Origin of the sequence: Ensifer soli, from assembly GCF_041928815.1 — a bacterium.
Classification (GTDB): Bacteria; Pseudomonadota; Alphaproteobacteria; order Rhizobiales; family Rhizobiaceae; genus JBHFEI01.
This window is the reverse complement of sequence record NZ_JBHFEI010000032.1, coordinates 1-15,275: the sequence shown is the minus strand read 5'-3', so window position 1 is coordinate 15,275 and position 15,275 is coordinate 1. Positions and strand designations below refer to the sequence as shown.

Sequence of the window (15,275 nt, the reverse complement as noted above, 5' to 3'; positions counted from 1 at the left end):
TTAAATCAAACCGCTAGCGAGCCGCAAAATCCGTTCTTACAAAGCCTAAAAAGTCTCAAATCATTCGACGACGGACACTCCTACACTATCACGCCCGCATCGTCTGTGTGGCATGCGGGCGGTTAAGGAATGATCAAAGCTCAAGCGGCTACCAACATCACATTAGACTGGAAGGCTTTCCATCTTTTTTGAACCTCCAACGCTCCCCGTCTTCTTTTTGCCCTCTTGTTTACAATCCACTCGTAAAGACACTCCAAGCCTTGCGTGATCCAATAATCACCGTTCTCTGAAACCGCCCCGCCTTCCTCGTTTAGCTCTGGAGAGGTGACCTTAAGCATGGCGCGGCCTATCCATTCTTTATCGCTGAAGAATCTAATAACGAAGGGATCTATGCTTTTAGGTAATGCGCTCGCGTTGTACGCTTTGAATATTTGCTTTGAGATTTCATAAGGACCGGCATAATCAAGAAAGTCTGTGATTATTACCAGAACATGCGAATTTATATCTCGGTCAAACGCCCAAGTTACAAAAGCCGCGCTCAAGCCCAATTCGGAAAGGGCTTCATCAAACTCTTTTCCCGCTTCTAAATAACCGTGCGGCAGAGGCGCTAGATGAGTGATTTTAACCATTCCACGACCCCTCCGCTTCCAAATGCGGCTTCCACCATTTGCCGAGCGATCTTGCGCGGCATTCGTCTCGGGTCATAGCCTTGACCCCTCCGCCAGCTTAGCACAACATGCCAAGCAGCGGCAGCGTTATCTGACGGATATATTGTGATGTCGGCGGCCCGCAAAAGGTCGCGCAAGTCGTGGGTGTAGAGGTCTGGCCTAGCCTGCTTGGAAGGCCAACTGTTGAACCTCGATCTCTTAAAGATGAGAGCCTTAAGTACACATTCAACGCCGATCCCCGCATGCCAATGCGCTTGCGCAGCGGCAAGGCGGCTTTCCGCTACTAGGCGAGCGGTCTGTTCATGCTGACCGGCGAGCCTCAGCCAGTCTTCCCAAGTCTGAGGGTCTGAAAACTGATCAGGACGATACGCACCCGGCCCCTGCTTTGCCGACGACTTATCGTTAAACCCTTGCCGTCGCTTTTTGCCCACTAACCGCCCCCCTCCGTCTATCTCCTCATCAAGGTAATGCATGGGTAGGATGACGCTCCACGCAGGACCTCCGCGTTGTCCTGATGATGTTTTTTCACCTTCTTATATGCTCTCGTCCTTCCCTGTAACGCCACCTCCTCGTTTAATAGCCGAGATCGCCCTTGGCGCGGGATTCCGACGCGATCACAGGGTACTCTCTGGGAGCTAACTTTTGAGTTGATAGAGGTTGGCGGGATCCTTGGCTTAACAAGCAACCATGCTTCGAGGAGCTTCGCAACATGTTGCATTCCATGTCGCATGGATTTGCGGTCAGTCGCGGTCATCCGTTGAAATTGCAGAAAATTCCAGCGCAACACGAACGCGACATGGCTTGTGCCCGTTGAACACTTTAGCCTGATCAAGCACTTGAATTCTTTAGAGAATTTTTGGTGCCCGGAGGCGGATTTGAATTACCGACACGCGAATTTTCAACAGACCCAGTTCTCGGCGTGACCTCTTTCAACTTGAAGCGTTCTGTTTCAACAAGGCATTGATCGCGCATTATAAAGAAGCTGCATTCTATGTCAGATCGATGCAAACGCAGTAATTTGAGCTCAGCGGTCGCGGCTCCCATTTGAAATCCAGTGCAAATGTCATGACCACCTGCAAAGGCGAGGCTACGGTATGATCGCTGATTTCGACGACGACCACAGAACAGCGGAATTGCGGCACAGCATTCCGGTCACCGATTCACTCAGATTTCTTGCTAATCGCTATCTGCGTTTAAAGTGAGCAAGCCTCAATATTTGATAAATTCAATAAATGACAATATACCGCATTCATTCATTTAAATTCGCGAAAACTGATAGATATTTTAAATTTTCGTCTCGCCGCATCGTCACGCCTGCCGTATCGACTGATACAATATGCCAACCTTGAAAAGTATCACCACGGCGCAAAATCGTCCGGCTGTCGTCACTAAGGTCGAGAATATGGGCGACAGCACCTTCAGGCGAAGCGACAATGCCAAGGAGAAGAATATTGAGTTCTGCCGTTTCCTCGGGTGCTGGCTCCTGCAATTCCAACGGCAAGGGCTCTGGTGATCGCGCCCTGGAAGGCGAGAACAGGGGCCTGTCGCGAAATCCCATCAGCGATTGAAGCTCGATCCGGGCAAGAGGGTTGAGAACACTCCTATCAGTATTTCCATCCGCAGCATGACCGCCATAAGTTATACTGCACAGCGATAGGATCAGCACCGCCCTATGAAGACATGGTTTGATCATTGAGGTGAGCCTTGTTGTTTCCAGTGGGCGCGCGTAGTGATGTCGACACGGAGGAGTTGGCCATCCTGTGTTGCCGGGTCGGATGACAGCCGTCGCGCCGACAAGGTGTCGAGGCTGATGAGTGGCACCTGCGTTTCCAGGGCATAGAGCAGCTCCAGCAATCCGTCATTGTCGATGTCGAATGTCGCGCGCACGCCGATCTGCTCCTCCTGTTCGTCGGGCGCGACCGGCAGGTCGATGACGGCAGTCTCGATCACCTTTCCGGAAGCGGATGCAACAGCGGAGGAAAGCTGCTGCTGCAGGGTGGCAACCGCGGACGTTCTCGTCGCCCCGGGTACATAGATCGATGTGATATCAGGCGTCCGGCCGTTTCCATGGCTCGCCAGACGGCGGGTCAGCACGGTGATCTGGTTCTCACTTTCCTGGGCGGCATGCGTGTCCTCGGAAAATTGCAGGCATTGGGAGACGGAGAGCAGGAGCAGGGTGGCGGGCAGCGCGATAAAGAGCAAAATCGACAGCGCGCGCCGCGCCGTCGCCGTCCCGGCGTTCATGGCACAATCTCCGCAGCGACAAGCCGTCGCCGAACGGAAATGTCGAAGCGATCGAGGCCGCCTTCCTGGCGCGTCACGGGTGCTGCGAAGACAGCTTCGGAAAACCCAGGTTCGGCTTCGAGAAGGGGAATCAGCGCGGACGCGTCGGCGGAATTTCCGGCAATCCGTATCTGTGCAGGACCGATGTCCAGCGCATCGAGAAAGGTATCCTGCGGGATGATGGTCGCCAGCCGGTCGATCAGCACGAACAGGGCGTTTTCCGGTTTCTTTTCGGCAAGCAGGGCCACCTCGCGCTGGCGACCGGTGACGCGCCCCGAGCTTTGCACCAGCTGCTGGCGCAGTTGCGCAAGTGTCGCCTGGTGGTCGGCCAGCCTCTGGGCCGCCGATACTTGCGCGATGAGGCTGCCCGCGTAGACAACAAGAGAGACCAGCAGGCAGGCCGTGGCGAGGAACGCCAGACGCCGGCGATGCCGGTTTCGTGCCGTTTCGTTCGAACCGCGCAGCAGATCGATACGCAAAGGTTGCTCGATCCTGTCCGCCGCAGGTCCGACGCGCGACGGCGTCAGCCCAAAGGCTGCGATCCGCGCCAGGCCAGGGGCGGCTATATCGTGCGATGTCGCGGCAAAGGCGACATCCACCTGCCCGTCCGGACCGGGCTTCGCCGAGGCGTCGAACCCATAGAGAAGCTTCTCCGTCGCCCACGGCGTTAGCCGGTCGAGGCGGCTTTCGACAATTTGCGGCACATAGGCCAGTGCCTCGCGCGGCACCTTTATGCTGGCAAACACCAGCTTGTCCGCCGGCAAGCGCAGCTCGACATCTCCTTTCCGGAATCGTCGGACCACACGCTCACCGCGATCACGCAGCCCGTCCCCATTGCCAAGAAACGTCGCAGTGCGACCGTGAACCTGATAGAACGACATGCCATCATCTTCGTCGGCGACCGCGATCAATCGGGTGCGACTTCGCCGGGACGAGAATACCGGCTCGATCACATCGACAAAGGCATCGACGAGAGGCATCACGTGGCGACCGATCAACGTGTCTCGCGCCGCTGTCATCGGTGCACCTGACAGGAATGAAAACGACATACCTCGTCGCGAACGGCAGGTATGAGCCTTCTTGAAATCCGATGCATCATCCCTGTCGCTAACCCGTTGCCCGCAGCACTTCCTCGACCGTGGTCAGACCCGCGGCGCTCTTGGCCAGTCCATCCTCCAGCATCAGGGTCATTCCATCCTGCCGGGCACGCTCGGACAATAGGGTCGGCGCCGGATTTTCGCGGACCAGCGCGCGGATCTCTTCGTCTGCGCGCAACACTTCGAAAACGCCGATGCGTCCACGATACCCCGTGTGGCCGCACGTCTCGCAGCCCGTGGCCCGATGGTAAGCGCTCTCTTGTGGAAAGCGCAGGGAGCGTCTTTCGGCCAGTTGGCGTGCGCTCCCAGCCGCAGCCTCGTCGGCGATCTTGCAGCGGTCGCAAAGCCGGCGAACAAGCCGCTGGCCGATGATGCCGCGCAGGCTGGAGCCGAGCAGATAAGGCTCGACACCCATGTCGATCAGCCGGACCACGGCGTCGCTCGCGGAGTTTGTATGCAATGTCGTCAGAACAAGATGGCCCGTCAGCGCCGCCTGCACACCGATGCCGGCGGTTTCGCGGTCGCGCATTTCGCCGACCATGATGATATCGGGGTCATGGCGCAGGAACGATCGCAGCGCGCTGGCAAAGGTCAGGCCGATCGACGGCTTGATCTGGGTCTGGTGAATGCCGGCGATCTGGTATTCGATCGGGTCTTCGACGGTGACGATCTTGCGCTTCGGATCGTTCAGCATCGAGATCGCCGTGGCGAGCGTCGTCGTCTTGCCGCTGCCCGTCGGTCCGGTGACGACAATGATGCCATGCGGCTCGGCAAGAAGGCCCGCGAGGCTTTCCTGGTCCTTCTCGTTCATGCCGATGCGGCCAAGGTCGAGCAGGCGTGAATCGCGCAGCAGGATGCGAAGCACCGCCGTCTCGCCATACATGGTCGGCATCACCGCGACACGAAGATCGGCTTCGGCCGAGCCGATGCGGAGATTAGCGCGACCGTCCTGCGGCAGCCGCCTGTCGGCAATGTCCAGTCCCGCGAGAATCTTGATGCGCGAGATGACGGCGGGCGCCATGGCGAGCGGCAGGCGCTGATCGCGGCGCAACTGCCCATCCACCCGGAAACGGACGCGCAACTGGTCGCGTTCCGTTTCCAGATGGACGTCGGTCGCGCCGGTGCTGACGGCGCGCTCGAGAATTTCGTCGATCAGGCGTACGATCGGCGCGCCGCGCGCCAGATCCTGCATCGATTGCAACGTGTCGTCGAGCGCTTCGTTGTCAACCGTCTCGTCGGCGGAGACGCCGGTCACACCCTCGTCCTGCTGCGCCGTCCGCTCGAACAGCAGCTCGATGTCCTCGAAGGAGACGACGACCAGATTGGGCCGGCAGCCAAGCGCCAGTTTGAGCGCCTTGATCGCATCGTCCCGCGTCGGATCGGCAATCGCCACGCATACGGCATCCTCGCCGCTGAAGGGAAACACGTTGCATTCGCGCAGATAGCGACGGGACAGGTCGGTCAGCAGCGCCGGCCGGGCAGCGACCTCGTCGAATGAAGCGCGCGGCAGGTCGCAATATTGCGCGAAGCAGTCGGCAATATCGGCAGCACTGGCGACACCATTGCGCCAGAGCTCCTGTGCGGAGCTGGCCGCTTCGACTGGAACGGCAACACCGATGCGGGCAGCGAGGAAAGCTGGAAAGCCCTCCGAAACGGCCGGCGACGGTGCGGGCGACGGCATGTTGAACATTCCTTTCTTGGCCTGGAAGCGGAGTAAAGCAGCAGCGGTGGCCAAATTGAAGCGCGAATCCATTGAAAGCGCGTCTGCCGTCCTGATCTCGACACCATGCGCCATAATCGGCAAGAAAAAGCAGCCCGCGCGACGCGTGGGCTGCTCTCGGTTTTGGCGGGCGCCGCTATCAGGCGATGCCGCCATTCAGCTTGCGCGGGAAGAAGCTTGCCGCGCTTGCGCTGTCGCCGAGATAGACGATGTTGAGGACCTGTTGCGGTGACCGGCTGAAAGCGAGGCCATTGCTGTCGGTCGGCACGATGTTGACCGACTTGTCCATGCGAATGCCCTGGTCGAGGTCGCTTTCGCCATCTAGGGAATCGCGTGCGTCGGAAATGGCGTTCGCCTGGTCGAAGAGACCACGCGAGGCGAGCAGGCTGCGGATCTCGCCGGCGTGGTAGGCTTCGACGGCCAGCAGGCCGGCCGCCGCTTCGAGATAGTCCTTGTTGGAGATGAAGCGCGCGGCGCCCTTGTAGGCGGTGACGCCGACATCCTCAAAGATGAAGGCGGCCAGCAGAAAATTGTCTTCATTGGCGAAGGCGTCGAATTCCGTCTTGGAATCGACGAGCCCGGCCGCACGCGCCGCCGCCGTGAAGCTCGACTTCAGATTGATGCCGGGTCGGGCGACCTTGGCGCTGCCGAGCGCCTTGCGCAGGAAGCGGACATGCGCCTGCTCGTCGCGGGCGATTTCCGCAGCATAGGCCTTGATCAGCGAGGTCTTGAAGTCGACGGCCCGTCCGCCGATGACGCCGCCGAGACGACCGCTGCCATCCGTATCCGCATCGATGAGGCGGCGTCCGAAGGCGGCGATCAGGTAAAATTCCGCTTCGAGATATTCGAGATTGAGCGCGAAGTTGAGAATGGTCGCGTCATCGAGTTCTTGCGCCTGCGCATTTTCGGGCATTCCGGCAAGGCCAAGTGTGGCGGCACCGGCGGCCATCAGACCGGCACTCCTGAGGAACGCCCGGCGACCGGCTTCCAGATTGACTGGCTTCGGCGACCCGGCATCCACGTTTTGCTTCAGATTGAACATGCGACCCTCTCCCGTGATGGGTAAAATTCAAGACTATCTTGAATTTTTGTGCATTAGTGCGATTTTATATTCAGAAATACTGACGATGTAGATCTACATATTTAAATTTATACGTCAACGTCTATTTTATATTTATTTTCATATTGAAAATCTGAGCAAGGTATAGCGAAGACGCTCGACGAGCATCTTGTTCCTTTGATCATTGCCGGACTTGCTTGCCGTCGTGCGGACAGGCTTGCGTCACTCCCATTGCGCTCATCCTGACAGACGACCAAGACGAGACCCGGACTCGAAAAGTTTCACGCGCATTTTGAGGAATGAGGAAAATTGGACTGCGCGCAGTGAACAACGCGACGGAATTTGTGTTCCCGGTTCATTTGCACCAATATTGGGTGCTTTTTTCTCTGGAATGCCGAAACTTTCCCGCCGCCTCTCCCGTAACAAGGTGGCTTGGACATGGTTTTTTCGGCGGCGATTCCGTCGAAAAACCGAAAGCGTCTGTGAAGTCGTCTGAGCTGTTCGAGGTTTCACCTTGCGTGGTCGGGCATTTTCGTTTGTGATGGCGCCGGGTTCGAGAGGTTTCGCTTTCGTAACCGGAGGGGGTAGTGCTGACGTGCAGGCGTTTCGAGACATTGCCCGCGTTGTTTTGTTGTCCGTTTTGGCGATTTCTGCGGGATGTCAGACGGGTGAAAGCGATTCGTCGTCGGATTCGGTTTTCGCCGGTGGCGTGTTCAGCGATCTCCAGGCAAAAAACCCGCGCGAGCATGCGGATGCAACCTCTTCCCAGAGACTGAACCGGCGCGGCGGAACGCAATCCTATGGGCCTGAACCGGGCCTGACGCCAATCGGGTCATCCGACAGCGCCGCTGCCGGGCAGTACACGCTCAATTTCGATAAAGCCGATATCAAGGATGTCGCCCGCGCGATCCTCAACGACGCGCTGCATGTCAATTACACGATCGATGGCGATCTTTCCGGGCCTGTGACCATCTCGTCGATCCGGCCGGTCACGCGCGAACAACTGCTCGGCCATCTCGAAACGTCGTTGTCCTCGTTCGGCTTCTCCCTGATCAAGTCCGGCGGCGGCTACCGCATTGCCGCATCGGGACCATCTGGCGGAACGGTCGATTTCGGCACACGCACACGCGCCGGCTACGGTGTATCGATCATACCGTTGAGCTACGTGTCCGCCTCGACCATGTCGGAACTCCTGGCGGGTTTCGTAACCCAGGGCGAAGGGCTGCGGGTCGACAGGGCGAAAAACAGCCTGATCGTGCGCGGATCTGGTCCGCAGCGCGCGGAAGTCGTCGAAGCCGTTCTGTCTTTCGATTCCGATTTCATGCAGCACCAGTCCGTGTCGATTTTCCGCCTGTCGCAGGCGCGGCCTGACGAGATCGTTCCCGAACTTGAGCGCATCTTCAATGCGAAGGGCGATGCCGGGGCGATCCAGTTCCGGGTTGTCAGCCGGCTACGCGGCATCATGGCGATTTCCAGCAATCGCGGCTTGCTGAAGCGTGCCGAGACCTGGGTCCGCCGGCTCGACCAGCAGGACGGCGGTACGGGGCAGAATGTCGTCGTCTACAAGGCCCGTTATCGCAAGGCCGACGAACTGGCCGTTGTGATGAACAATCTTTTCAGTGCTGGCGGCGGGAGGTCGGCGGCGGCGCGCCAGCCCATGCCATCTCCGGATGAAGGGCCGACCGGCGACGGCTCCGACGCCGATGGCGCTGTTTCCGGTCTTTCAACACAGGCGGATATGCGCGTCGCGGCGGCGTTCTCGCCGACCTCGGCCAGCGATGCGAATGTCGGCGCGGTGCCGAATGTCCTCGATCTGACCTCGGAGGCAGTGGCGCCCGAAAGCCCGCTGCGCATCAGCGCCGATCCGTCAAACAATTCCGTCGTCATTTACGGTGACGCCGATCGCGCCGATGAAATCATGCGGACCTTGAAGCGGCTGGATGCCACGCCGGTGCAGGTTGCCATCAACGTGACGATCGCCGAGGTGAGACTGACCAAGGAGCTGAAATACGGCGTCCAGTATTACATCAACAGCAAGCATCTGGGGCTCGGCAACGACAACGGTTCCGTCAGCCTCGTCGACCAGGCGAGCAGCGTGCTGAAGAAGCAGATCCCCGGTCTCAATTTCGTCATTGGCGCAAACGCCAATCCGGACGTGATCATCTCCGCCCTCGATGTGATCGGCGATGTCGAAGTGCTGTCGTCGCCGTCCCTTGTCGTGCTCGAAAACCAGACCGCGACGCTGCAGGTCGGCGACGAGGTGCCGATCACCACGCGCCAGTCGCAGAGCCTTGAAAGCGGTGTCGCGCCGGTGATCAACCAGGTCGAGTTCAAGAATACCGGCATCATCCTCAACGTCACGCCGCGCATCAGCCAGAACGATGCCGTGACGATGCAGATCGAGCAGGAGATTTCCAACGTCACCAGCGGCGCCAACACCCTGACGCCGACCATTTCGAAGCGGCGGGTGCAGAGCCAGATTTCGGTCAACGATCAGCAGACGGTGCTGCTGGGCGGACTGATCAGCTCCGGCTCGAGTGCCGGTCGCAGCGGCGTGCCCGGGACGGCCAAGGTGCCGATCCTGAGCGAACTCTTCGGAACAACGGCCAAGACGAAATCGCGCACGGAACTGATCATCCTCATCCGCCCGGTGATCATCCGTGATGCGCAGGATGCCGCCAATGTCGCCGAGAGCCTGCGCGCCCAGATGTCGGTTATCGGAGGCCGTGGCGGCGGAACGCTGAAATGACGCGGACATTGCCGAAACCGGATGGTCTGGCCGTCCTGGCGGGTTGTGTGGTTGCGGTCCTCGTCGTCGCGATGCCGGATGCCGCCGGGCTCGACACGATGGCGGCATGCCTTGTGCTGGCATTGACCTGCTGGATCGCCGCACAGGATCTCGCAACGTACACCATTCCCGACGGGCCCGTGGTCGCCATCGCCCTCATCGGCGCGATCTTGCGTTTCGTCGATCCCTGGGGCGGCGGGGTGCAAGCCCTGGGGGCTGCGGCGCTCGATGCCATCCTCTGCGGCGGTGCCATGCTTGCCGTACGCGAAGGATATTTCCGGCTGAAGGGCAGCGACGGCCTCGGCTTCGGCGACGTCAAGCTCTCTGCCGCCTGCGCCTGTCTCGTCGGGACACTCGGCTTTTCCCATGCACTGCTCGGCGCAAGCATTGCGGGCCTTGCCGTCGCCATCGTCGTGATGCGCCGGACGGCTGGTACCCGGATCGATCGCTTGCCCTTCGGCGCCTTGCTCGCGCCTGCCTGCTGGATCGTCTGGGTCCTTGCCCCGTAAAGAGGCTGGCGCCGATCTGGGGCGCCGGTTCTCGCATCGTCAATGCATTCCGCTGTCGAGGGAACGAACGTGGCGGTCTTTAAATATCGCGCTCTGACGGCTGGTGGGAAGATGGTCGTCGCGACGATGGAAGCGGAGGGCCGCGCCGACGTGATGGCGCATCTCGAACGCATCGAAGCGACGATGATTTCCGTCTCGGAGACGGTCGCCGGCGAGACGCGGTCCTGGCGCGACCGCCTGACGATCGAGCCGGGCACTGAGGACATCACCGGCTTCACCGTCGATCTGGCGATGTTGCTGAAGGGCGGCGTGACGCTCAACGAGGCTTTGCTGATCCTGACCCAGATGGAAACCCGCCGCTGGCTCGTCAGGCTGATCGAGCAGTTGCATGTCGATCTCTCCAGCGGCAAAAGCTTTTCCAAGGTGCTGGCCCGGCATCCGCGCCTGTTCCCGCCGATTTATGTCAAGATGATCGAAGTGGCCGAAGTGTCGGGGCGCCTCGAACAGGCGCTGACCAGCATCGCTGAGGAACGGCAGAGGACTGAACGGCTGCGCAAGCGGCTCGTTTCGGCGCTCGCCTACCCCGCCTTTCTCGCCGTTGCCGCCCTTGGTGTACTTGCCTTCGTGTTGCTCTACATCATTCCGCAATTCGAAGGCGCCATCGCCGGCTTTCGCGACCGCATCTCGCCCTCGGCGCTGTTCGTCTTCCGGCTTTCGGAACAGTTCCGCGCCCATGTCGATATCGTTCTGATCGCGATCGCCGCTCTTCTGGTGGCTTTCATCGCCGTCAAGCGCTTTGCCCAGAAACGCGCGCTGTGGGTCGAGGTGCTGTCGGCCCTGCCTTTGACCTCGCGCATCGTCACCTATCACCTGACGCTGACTTTCTGCCGGACGCTGCAGATCCTTCTGGAAAACGGCGTCGATATTTCCACGAGCCTTCGGCTCGTCCGCCAGATCCTGTCCCTGCCGAGCGCTGGTCCGAAAATCGATGCCATCATCGCCGATGTGCGCGGTGGGAAACGCCTGTCCCAGGCGCTGGCGCGCCACGCGCTCGTGCCCGGCCATGTCGTGCAGATGCTGCGTGTCGGCGAGGAATCCGGCCGGCTTGGCGAAAGTGCCGGCCGCATCGCCGGCTTCTACGAAAACAAGCTCGACGTGGCACTCGGACGAATGACGGCCATTGCCGGCCCGGTGCTGATGATGGGCGTCAGCATGCTGATCGGCTGGCTCATCCTTTCGATCATGAGCGCGCTCATGAGTATCAACGATCTATTGGTGTAATCATGCTCGGAACAATGACCCAAATCAGACACAGACAGCGGCGCGATCGCGCCGGAGGCTTCACCCTTGTCGAGCTGCTCGTCGTACTCGTCATCCTCGGGCTGGTGATGGGCCTCGTCGGCCCGCGCGTGCTCAACTATCTCACGAGTTCTCGGACACGTGCGGCGGCGTTGCAGATCAGTTCGTTCAAATCGTCGCTCGATCTCTTCTTTCTCGATACCGGACGTTACCCGTCTGCAAGCGAGGGCCTGAACGCGCTCGTGGCAAAGCCGACGTCGGCCGACGGCTGGAATGGTCCCTATCTGCAACAATCGGCTGTGCCCGCCGATCCCTGGGGCAATCCCTACCAGTATGCCGTGCCGGGAGAAAAGACGCCCTACCGCATCCTCTCGCTTGGGGGGGACGGTGTCGCCGGCGGGACAGGCTCCAATGCCGATATCGCCAACGACTAGCCGCCGCCGGCGCGAAAACGATGGTTTTTCGATGCTCGAAACCGTGCTCGCCCTCGTTATTCTCGGCTTGCTGGCCTCGCTCGGCCTTCCCTTCAACCGGTCGCTATCCGGGACATCCGAGCTGAAAGCGAAAACTTTTGAGATCGTGACGCTGCTGCGCGCCGAGCGGAATGCCGCGATCCGTCGCAACAGGGTGGGATATATCGCCGTCGACGTATCAGCGGGTGTCATCCGCTCCGAGCGTCTGGGCGCCGTGGTCAGGCTGCCGCCGTCGCTGGCCATGCGGCTGCGACAGGGAGGGCTTGCGGAAATCGCCTTCTATCCCGACGGACGCGCCAGCGATGCCATGCTCTCGATCATGTCCAAGGAAAGATCAGTCGACATCGGCATCAATGCGGCGACCGCTGCCGTCTCTATCGCTGACCCGCGCGATGCGTCCCGATAATCAAGACCATTGCATCGCATCGACGCAGCGGCGCCGGCCGATGGCGGGGCGGGATGGTTTTACGCTCATCGAGGTGCTGGTCGCCTTCGTCCTGCTCGCCGTCGTCACCGTGGCGGTGCAGAACGCCATAGGCGTGACGCTCGGCAGTGGCGCCCGCGCCGCCGACAGGACCCGAGCCGAGCTCGTGGCCCGCAACCTGATGTCTGCGCCGCTCGGGCCCGGCACAGGCGTTCCCGCGCCGATGAACGGCGACATGGATGGCTACGACTGGTCGCTGAGCTTCACCCCGGTCGATCTGCCAACGACGACAGCAACAGGCGAACCTGCCGCCTGGATGCCGGTGCGCATGATCGTCACCGTCACCGGCAGATCGCAGCGCTCCCGCCCGCTCAGGCTCGAAACGATCCGTCTTGCGAGAACAGGCGGATGAAGGTTTTCAGACGCCCAGCCTCGACGTCCCCCAGACCGCGAAGAGTGTCCAGCGGCGGCTTCCTGATGGTGGAGGCACTGGCGACGATGACGATCAGCGCCTTTCTGCTCGTTGCCCTGGCATCCGTCGTCGCACTCGTGATGCGGGCATCGTACCGCAGCGCCCGTCTGAGCGAGACGGTCGAACAATCCAGCCGCATCGTCGATGCACTGGCTCGCGACATCGGCGCGGCCGCGCCGATCCGCTGGGCGGGCGGTGGCTTCGTCTTCACCGGCAGTCAAACCGCCCTGACATTCGCCCGCACATTGCGGCAGCCGGACGGCGCATCGACGATCCAGCTCGTCAGCCTCGCGGGCAAGGGAAACATGACGATCGAGACCGCGAGCGGCCTGCCGCCCGATGCACGCGGGCCGACCGACATTACCGCTGAAGGCCAAGGCATCGTGTTCCAGCAAGGACGTACCATCCGCTTCGCCTATTTTTCCCGCCTTGAGGACGGCCGGGAGGCGCTGACGGACACATGGACATCGCCGGACGCGATGCCGGTCGCCGTGCGCGCCACAGTGCGCGACGCGACCGGGGCGACGCTGGGCACCGTGCGCATTCCATTCCGGATCGATGCCGAGCCGGGATGCGCGGCGCCGGAGCGGGGGCATTGCGGTCTGGCGCCGCGCGTGGCGGACGACCCTGGGACCGAGCCTGTCGATCAGGGGCCGATCGACCCGGACGACGCGCTCGGCTGGCTTCGATACGGACAGCAACCATGACCCGCAGAGCGGATGGCGGCTTCGTCCTTGTCTCGGTCCTCGGTGTGCTGGCGCTGGTAGGCGGCCTTGTCGCCGCGCTGTTGCTCATTGGGCGCAATGCCGTCGATACCGCGATGCTGGCGAGTTCGGAACTGGCGCAGGATGCGGCGATCCAGTCCGCCCTCAATCTCGCGGCCTACCAGCTGGTCGTTCTCGGCAACCCCGCGTCCGGGGTGGATGGCCAGCAGATACGGCTTGATCAGGGCGTGGTGACGCTGCGGGTATCGCCGGAAGCGGGAAAGGTCGATCTGAACGGCTCCGGCAAGATCCTGCTCGCCGCCGCCTATCGCGCGGCCGGCCTGACGGCGATGACGCCGGATACGTTCGCCGCTCGCGTCATCGACTGGCGCGATGCCGATGATGACGCCGAGAAAGAAGGCGCCGAGGCGGCAGACTACGCCGCCGCCGGACTTTCCCACACGCCGCGCAATGCCGACTTCCGATCGATCGACGACCTGCGATGGCTGATGGGCATGCGTCCCGGCGATCTTGCCGCCCTCAGCGGCTATCTGACGGTGTTCAACCCGGCCGGCCGGCTTTCCGCCTATGCCGCGCCGAGGGAGCTGATCGCCGCCATCCCTGGAATAGCGGGGGAGACGGTCGACGAGGTGGTGTCTGCCCGAAGCAGACCGGGTGCCGCGACCACCGAGCTGATCGCAGATCGGCTGCTCGTCCAGTCGGCCCTGATCGATACGTCGCCGAACCGCAGTTACAGGATCGGCATGGAATTTGCCGGAGGCACTGCGCGAACCAACCGGCGCAGCACCGCCGTCATCGCGGCTGGCGCCACACCGGCCCAGCCGTTCCAGATTCTGGATTGGGTGGAGACATCACCATAGGCGAGGCGTGACGCCACACATCTACAGAACGACGACCCGCGCTCCATCCGGTGCCCGTGCGTAGAGATCGATGATGTCCTGCTGGAATAGCCGCACGCAGCCTGACGAAGCGGCGCGACCGACCGTCTGCCATTCCGGCGTTCCGTGGATGCGATAGAGCGTGTCTCTGCCATCGGCGAAGATGTAGAGCGCGCGCGCGCCGAGCGGGTTGCTCAGCCCCGGCGCCATGCTGCCGGCTTCCGTCGCATAGCGGGCCAGTCCCGGCTTGCGCACCAGCATCTCCCCCGGCGGGGTCCATCGCGGCCAGGCGCGTCGCTGCGCGATGACGCCCTCGCCCTTCCAGGCGAACCCCTCGCGCCCGATGCTGACGCCATAGCGGATCGCCTGTCCGTTCGGCTCCACCAGATACAGAAAGCGACGGGCCGTATCGACGACAATCGTCCCCGCCGCCCGACCGGTCGGATCAGCGACACGCTGCCGGTAGTAGCGCGGATCGACCTCGCCATAGGGAAACCCTGGTATGCGATAGCCGCCATCGTCTCTCGCCGCATACATCGTCGAGGGATGATCGAGATAGCGCGCCGCAGCCCGGTCAGCGTCCTGGCGAGGAAGCGACTGGCAGCCCGCAAGCGGCATCGCGGCCAGACTGGTGATGCTCTTGAGGATCATTCTGCGCGATACGGACATCCGCCACCATGAACTTGCCTTGACTGGGAGAACGCTTCGTCACAGCCCGAATACATCGAAACTCTCATCCGGGAGAATGCGATGCAGTGTCATGGACGGCAACAAAAAATCATCAGCGATGATCCGCTCGTCGTGGTCTTCCCCCTGAAAAGTGGTCCTCCGTGAAGTAGGCTATTGAGCCTGAGAGAGGACGTTGGAATGCCCCAGAAG

15 protein-coding genes are annotated in these 15,275 nt (G+C 61.2%); 8 read left to right on the top strand and 7 right to left on the bottom strand.

What is annotated here, in order from left to right; genetic code table 11:
* Nucleotides 1-140 precede the first annotated feature (140 nt).
* From ACEVQ6_RS22965 to ACEVQ6_RS22940, 6 genes are all read right to left on the bottom strand, one after another.
* On the bottom strand, nucleotides 141-629 hold the full coding sequence (locus tag ACEVQ6_RS22965) for a hypothetical protein (protein ID WP_374891379.1): 489 nt from the start codon (nucleotides 627-629) through the stop codon (nucleotides 141-143).
* 1,288 nt (nucleotides 630-1,917) lie between these two features.
* Nucleotides 1,918-2,361 carry a hypothetical protein gene (locus ACEVQ6_RS22960; RefSeq protein ID WP_374891378.1) on the bottom strand — a complete coding sequence of 148 codons (444 nt, stop codon included), beginning with the start codon at nucleotides 2,359-2,361 and terminating at the stop codon, nucleotides 1,918-1,920.
* On the bottom strand, nucleotides 2,358-2,912 hold the full coding sequence (gene gspM / locus ACEVQ6_RS22955) for a type II secretion system protein GspM (RefSeq protein WP_374891377.1): 555 nt from the start codon (nucleotides 2,910-2,912) through the stop codon (nucleotides 2,358-2,360). The genes ACEVQ6_RS22960 and gspM overlap by 4 nt, the downstream gene beginning before the upstream one ends.
* Entirely contained in the window at nucleotides 2,909-4,000 is a 1,092-nt protein-coding gene (locus ACEVQ6_RS22950; RefSeq protein ID WP_374891376.1) for a PilN domain-containing protein, read from the bottom strand. The genes gspM and ACEVQ6_RS22950 overlap by 4 nt, the downstream gene beginning before the upstream one ends.
* A gap of 58 nt (nucleotides 4,001-4,058) precedes the next feature.
* Complete coding sequence (locus ACEVQ6_RS22945) at nucleotides 4,059-5,801, bottom strand: GspE/PulE family protein (RefSeq protein ID WP_374891375.1); 1,743 nt, start codon at nucleotides 5,799-5,801, stop codon at nucleotides 4,059-4,061.
* A 106-nt stretch (nucleotides 5,802-5,907) separates the two neighbouring features.
* Entirely contained in the window at nucleotides 5,908-6,810 is a 903-nt protein-coding gene (locus ACEVQ6_RS22940) for a ferritin-like domain-containing protein (protein ID WP_374891374.1), read from the bottom strand.
* 613 nt (nucleotides 6,811-7,423) lie between these two features.
* Between ACEVQ6_RS22940 and gspD the strand changes: the two genes are divergently transcribed.
* The 8 genes from gspD (at nucleotide 7,424) to ACEVQ6_RS22900 (ending at nucleotide 14,378) form a co-directional block, all read left to right on the top strand.
* Nucleotides 7,424-9,577, top strand: coding sequence for a type II secretion system secretin GspD (gene gspD, locus ACEVQ6_RS22935; protein WP_374891373.1), 2,154 nt, complete (start codon nucleotides 7,424-7,426; stop codon nucleotides 9,575-9,577).
* The gene (locus tag ACEVQ6_RS22930) at nucleotides 9,574-10,125 is read left to right on the top strand and encodes a prepilin peptidase (RefSeq protein WP_374891372.1); all 552 of its coding nucleotides are present in this window, start codon (nucleotides 9,574-9,576) and stop codon (nucleotides 10,123-10,125) included. The genes gspD and ACEVQ6_RS22930 overlap by 4 nt, the downstream gene beginning before the upstream one ends.
* Before the next feature lie 69 nt (nucleotides 10,126-10,194).
* Nucleotides 10,195-11,406 carry a type II secretion system F family protein gene (locus ACEVQ6_RS22925; RefSeq protein ID WP_374891371.1) on the top strand — a complete coding sequence of 404 codons (1,212 nt, stop codon included), beginning with the start codon at nucleotides 10,195-10,197 and terminating at the stop codon, nucleotides 11,404-11,406.
* A gap of 14 nt (nucleotides 11,407-11,420) precedes the next feature.
* A complete protein-coding gene (gene gspG / locus ACEVQ6_RS22920; RefSeq protein ID WP_374891370.1) occupies nucleotides 11,421-11,858 on the top strand; it encodes a type II secretion system major pseudopilin GspG in 438 nt (145 codons plus the stop codon).
* Nucleotides 11,758-12,303 carry a Tfp pilus assembly protein FimT/FimU gene (locus ACEVQ6_RS22915; protein ID WP_374891369.1) on the top strand — a complete coding sequence of 182 codons (546 nt, stop codon included), beginning with the start codon at nucleotides 11,758-11,760 and terminating at the stop codon, nucleotides 12,301-12,303. Before gspG ends, ACEVQ6_RS22915 begins: the two co-directional genes overlap by 101 nt.
* 40 nt (nucleotides 12,304-12,343) lie before the next feature.
* Nucleotides 12,344-12,733, top strand: a complete 390-nt coding sequence (locus tag ACEVQ6_RS22910; protein ID WP_374891368.1) for a prepilin-type N-terminal cleavage/methylation domain-containing protein — start codon at nucleotides 12,344-12,346, stop codon at nucleotides 12,731-12,733.
* Between the two features lie 65 nt (nucleotides 12,734-12,798).
* Complete coding sequence (locus ACEVQ6_RS22905) at nucleotides 12,799-13,500, top strand: hypothetical protein (RefSeq protein ID WP_374891367.1); 702 nt, start codon at nucleotides 12,799-12,801, stop codon at nucleotides 13,498-13,500.
* A gap of 44 nt (nucleotides 13,501-13,544) precedes the next feature.
* Entirely contained in the window at nucleotides 13,545-14,378 is an 834-nt protein-coding gene (locus ACEVQ6_RS22900; RefSeq protein WP_374891366.1) for a type II secretion system minor pseudopilin, read from the top strand.
* Nucleotides 14,379-14,399: 21 nt separating this feature from the next.
* On the opposite strand, the gene ACEVQ6_RS22895 is transcribed toward ACEVQ6_RS22900, so the two are convergent.
* Nucleotides 14,400-15,047, bottom strand: a complete 648-nt coding sequence (locus ACEVQ6_RS22895; protein ID WP_374891365.1) for a L,D-transpeptidase — start codon at nucleotides 15,045-15,047, stop codon at nucleotides 14,400-14,402.
* Nucleotides 15,048-15,275: the final 228 nt, after the last annotated feature.

Coding starts and splice junctions, on each gene's coding strand:
- ACEVQ6_RS22965 (WP_374891379.1), bottom strand. CDS start 629: ATGGTTAAAATCACTCATCTAGCGCCTCTGCCGCACGGTTATTTAGAA.
- ACEVQ6_RS22960 (WP_374891378.1), bottom strand. CDS start 2,361: ATGATCAAACCATGTCTTCATAGGGCGGTGCTGATCCTATCGCTGTGC.
- gspM (WP_374891377.1), bottom strand. CDS start 2,912: ATGAACGCCGGGACGGCGACGGCGCGGCGCGCGCTGTCGATTTTGCTC.
- ACEVQ6_RS22950 (WP_374891376.1), bottom strand. CDS start 4,000: ATGTCGTTTTCATTCCTGTCAGGTGCACCGATGACAGCGGCGCGAGAC.
- ACEVQ6_RS22945 (WP_374891375.1), bottom strand. CDS start 5,801: ATGGATTCGCGCTTCAATTTGGCCACCGCTGCTGCTTTACTCCGCTTC.
- ACEVQ6_RS22940 (WP_374891374.1), bottom strand. CDS start 6,810: ATGTTCAATCTGAAGCAAAACGTGGATGCCGGGTCGCCGAAGCCAGTC.
- ACEVQ6_RS22930 (WP_374891372.1), top strand. CDS start 9,574: ATGACGCGGACATTGCCGAAACCGGATGGTCTGGCCGTCCTGGCGGGT.
- gspG (WP_374891370.1), top strand. CDS start 11,421: ATGACCCAAATCAGACACAGACAGCGGCGCGATCGCGCCGGAGGCTTC.
- ACEVQ6_RS22915 (WP_374891369.1), top strand. CDS start 11,758: ATGCCGTGCCGGGAGAAAAGACGCCCTACCGCATCCTCTCGCTTGGGG.
- ACEVQ6_RS22910 (WP_374891368.1), top strand. CDS start 12,344: ATGGCGGGGCGGGATGGTTTTACGCTCATCGAGGTGCTGGTCGCCTTC.
- ACEVQ6_RS22905 (WP_374891367.1), top strand. CDS start 12,799: ATGGTGGAGGCACTGGCGACGATGACGATCAGCGCCTTTCTGCTCGTT.
- ACEVQ6_RS22895 (WP_374891365.1), bottom strand. CDS start 15,047: ATGATCCTCAAGAGCATCACCAGTCTGGCCGCGATGCCGCTTGCGGGC.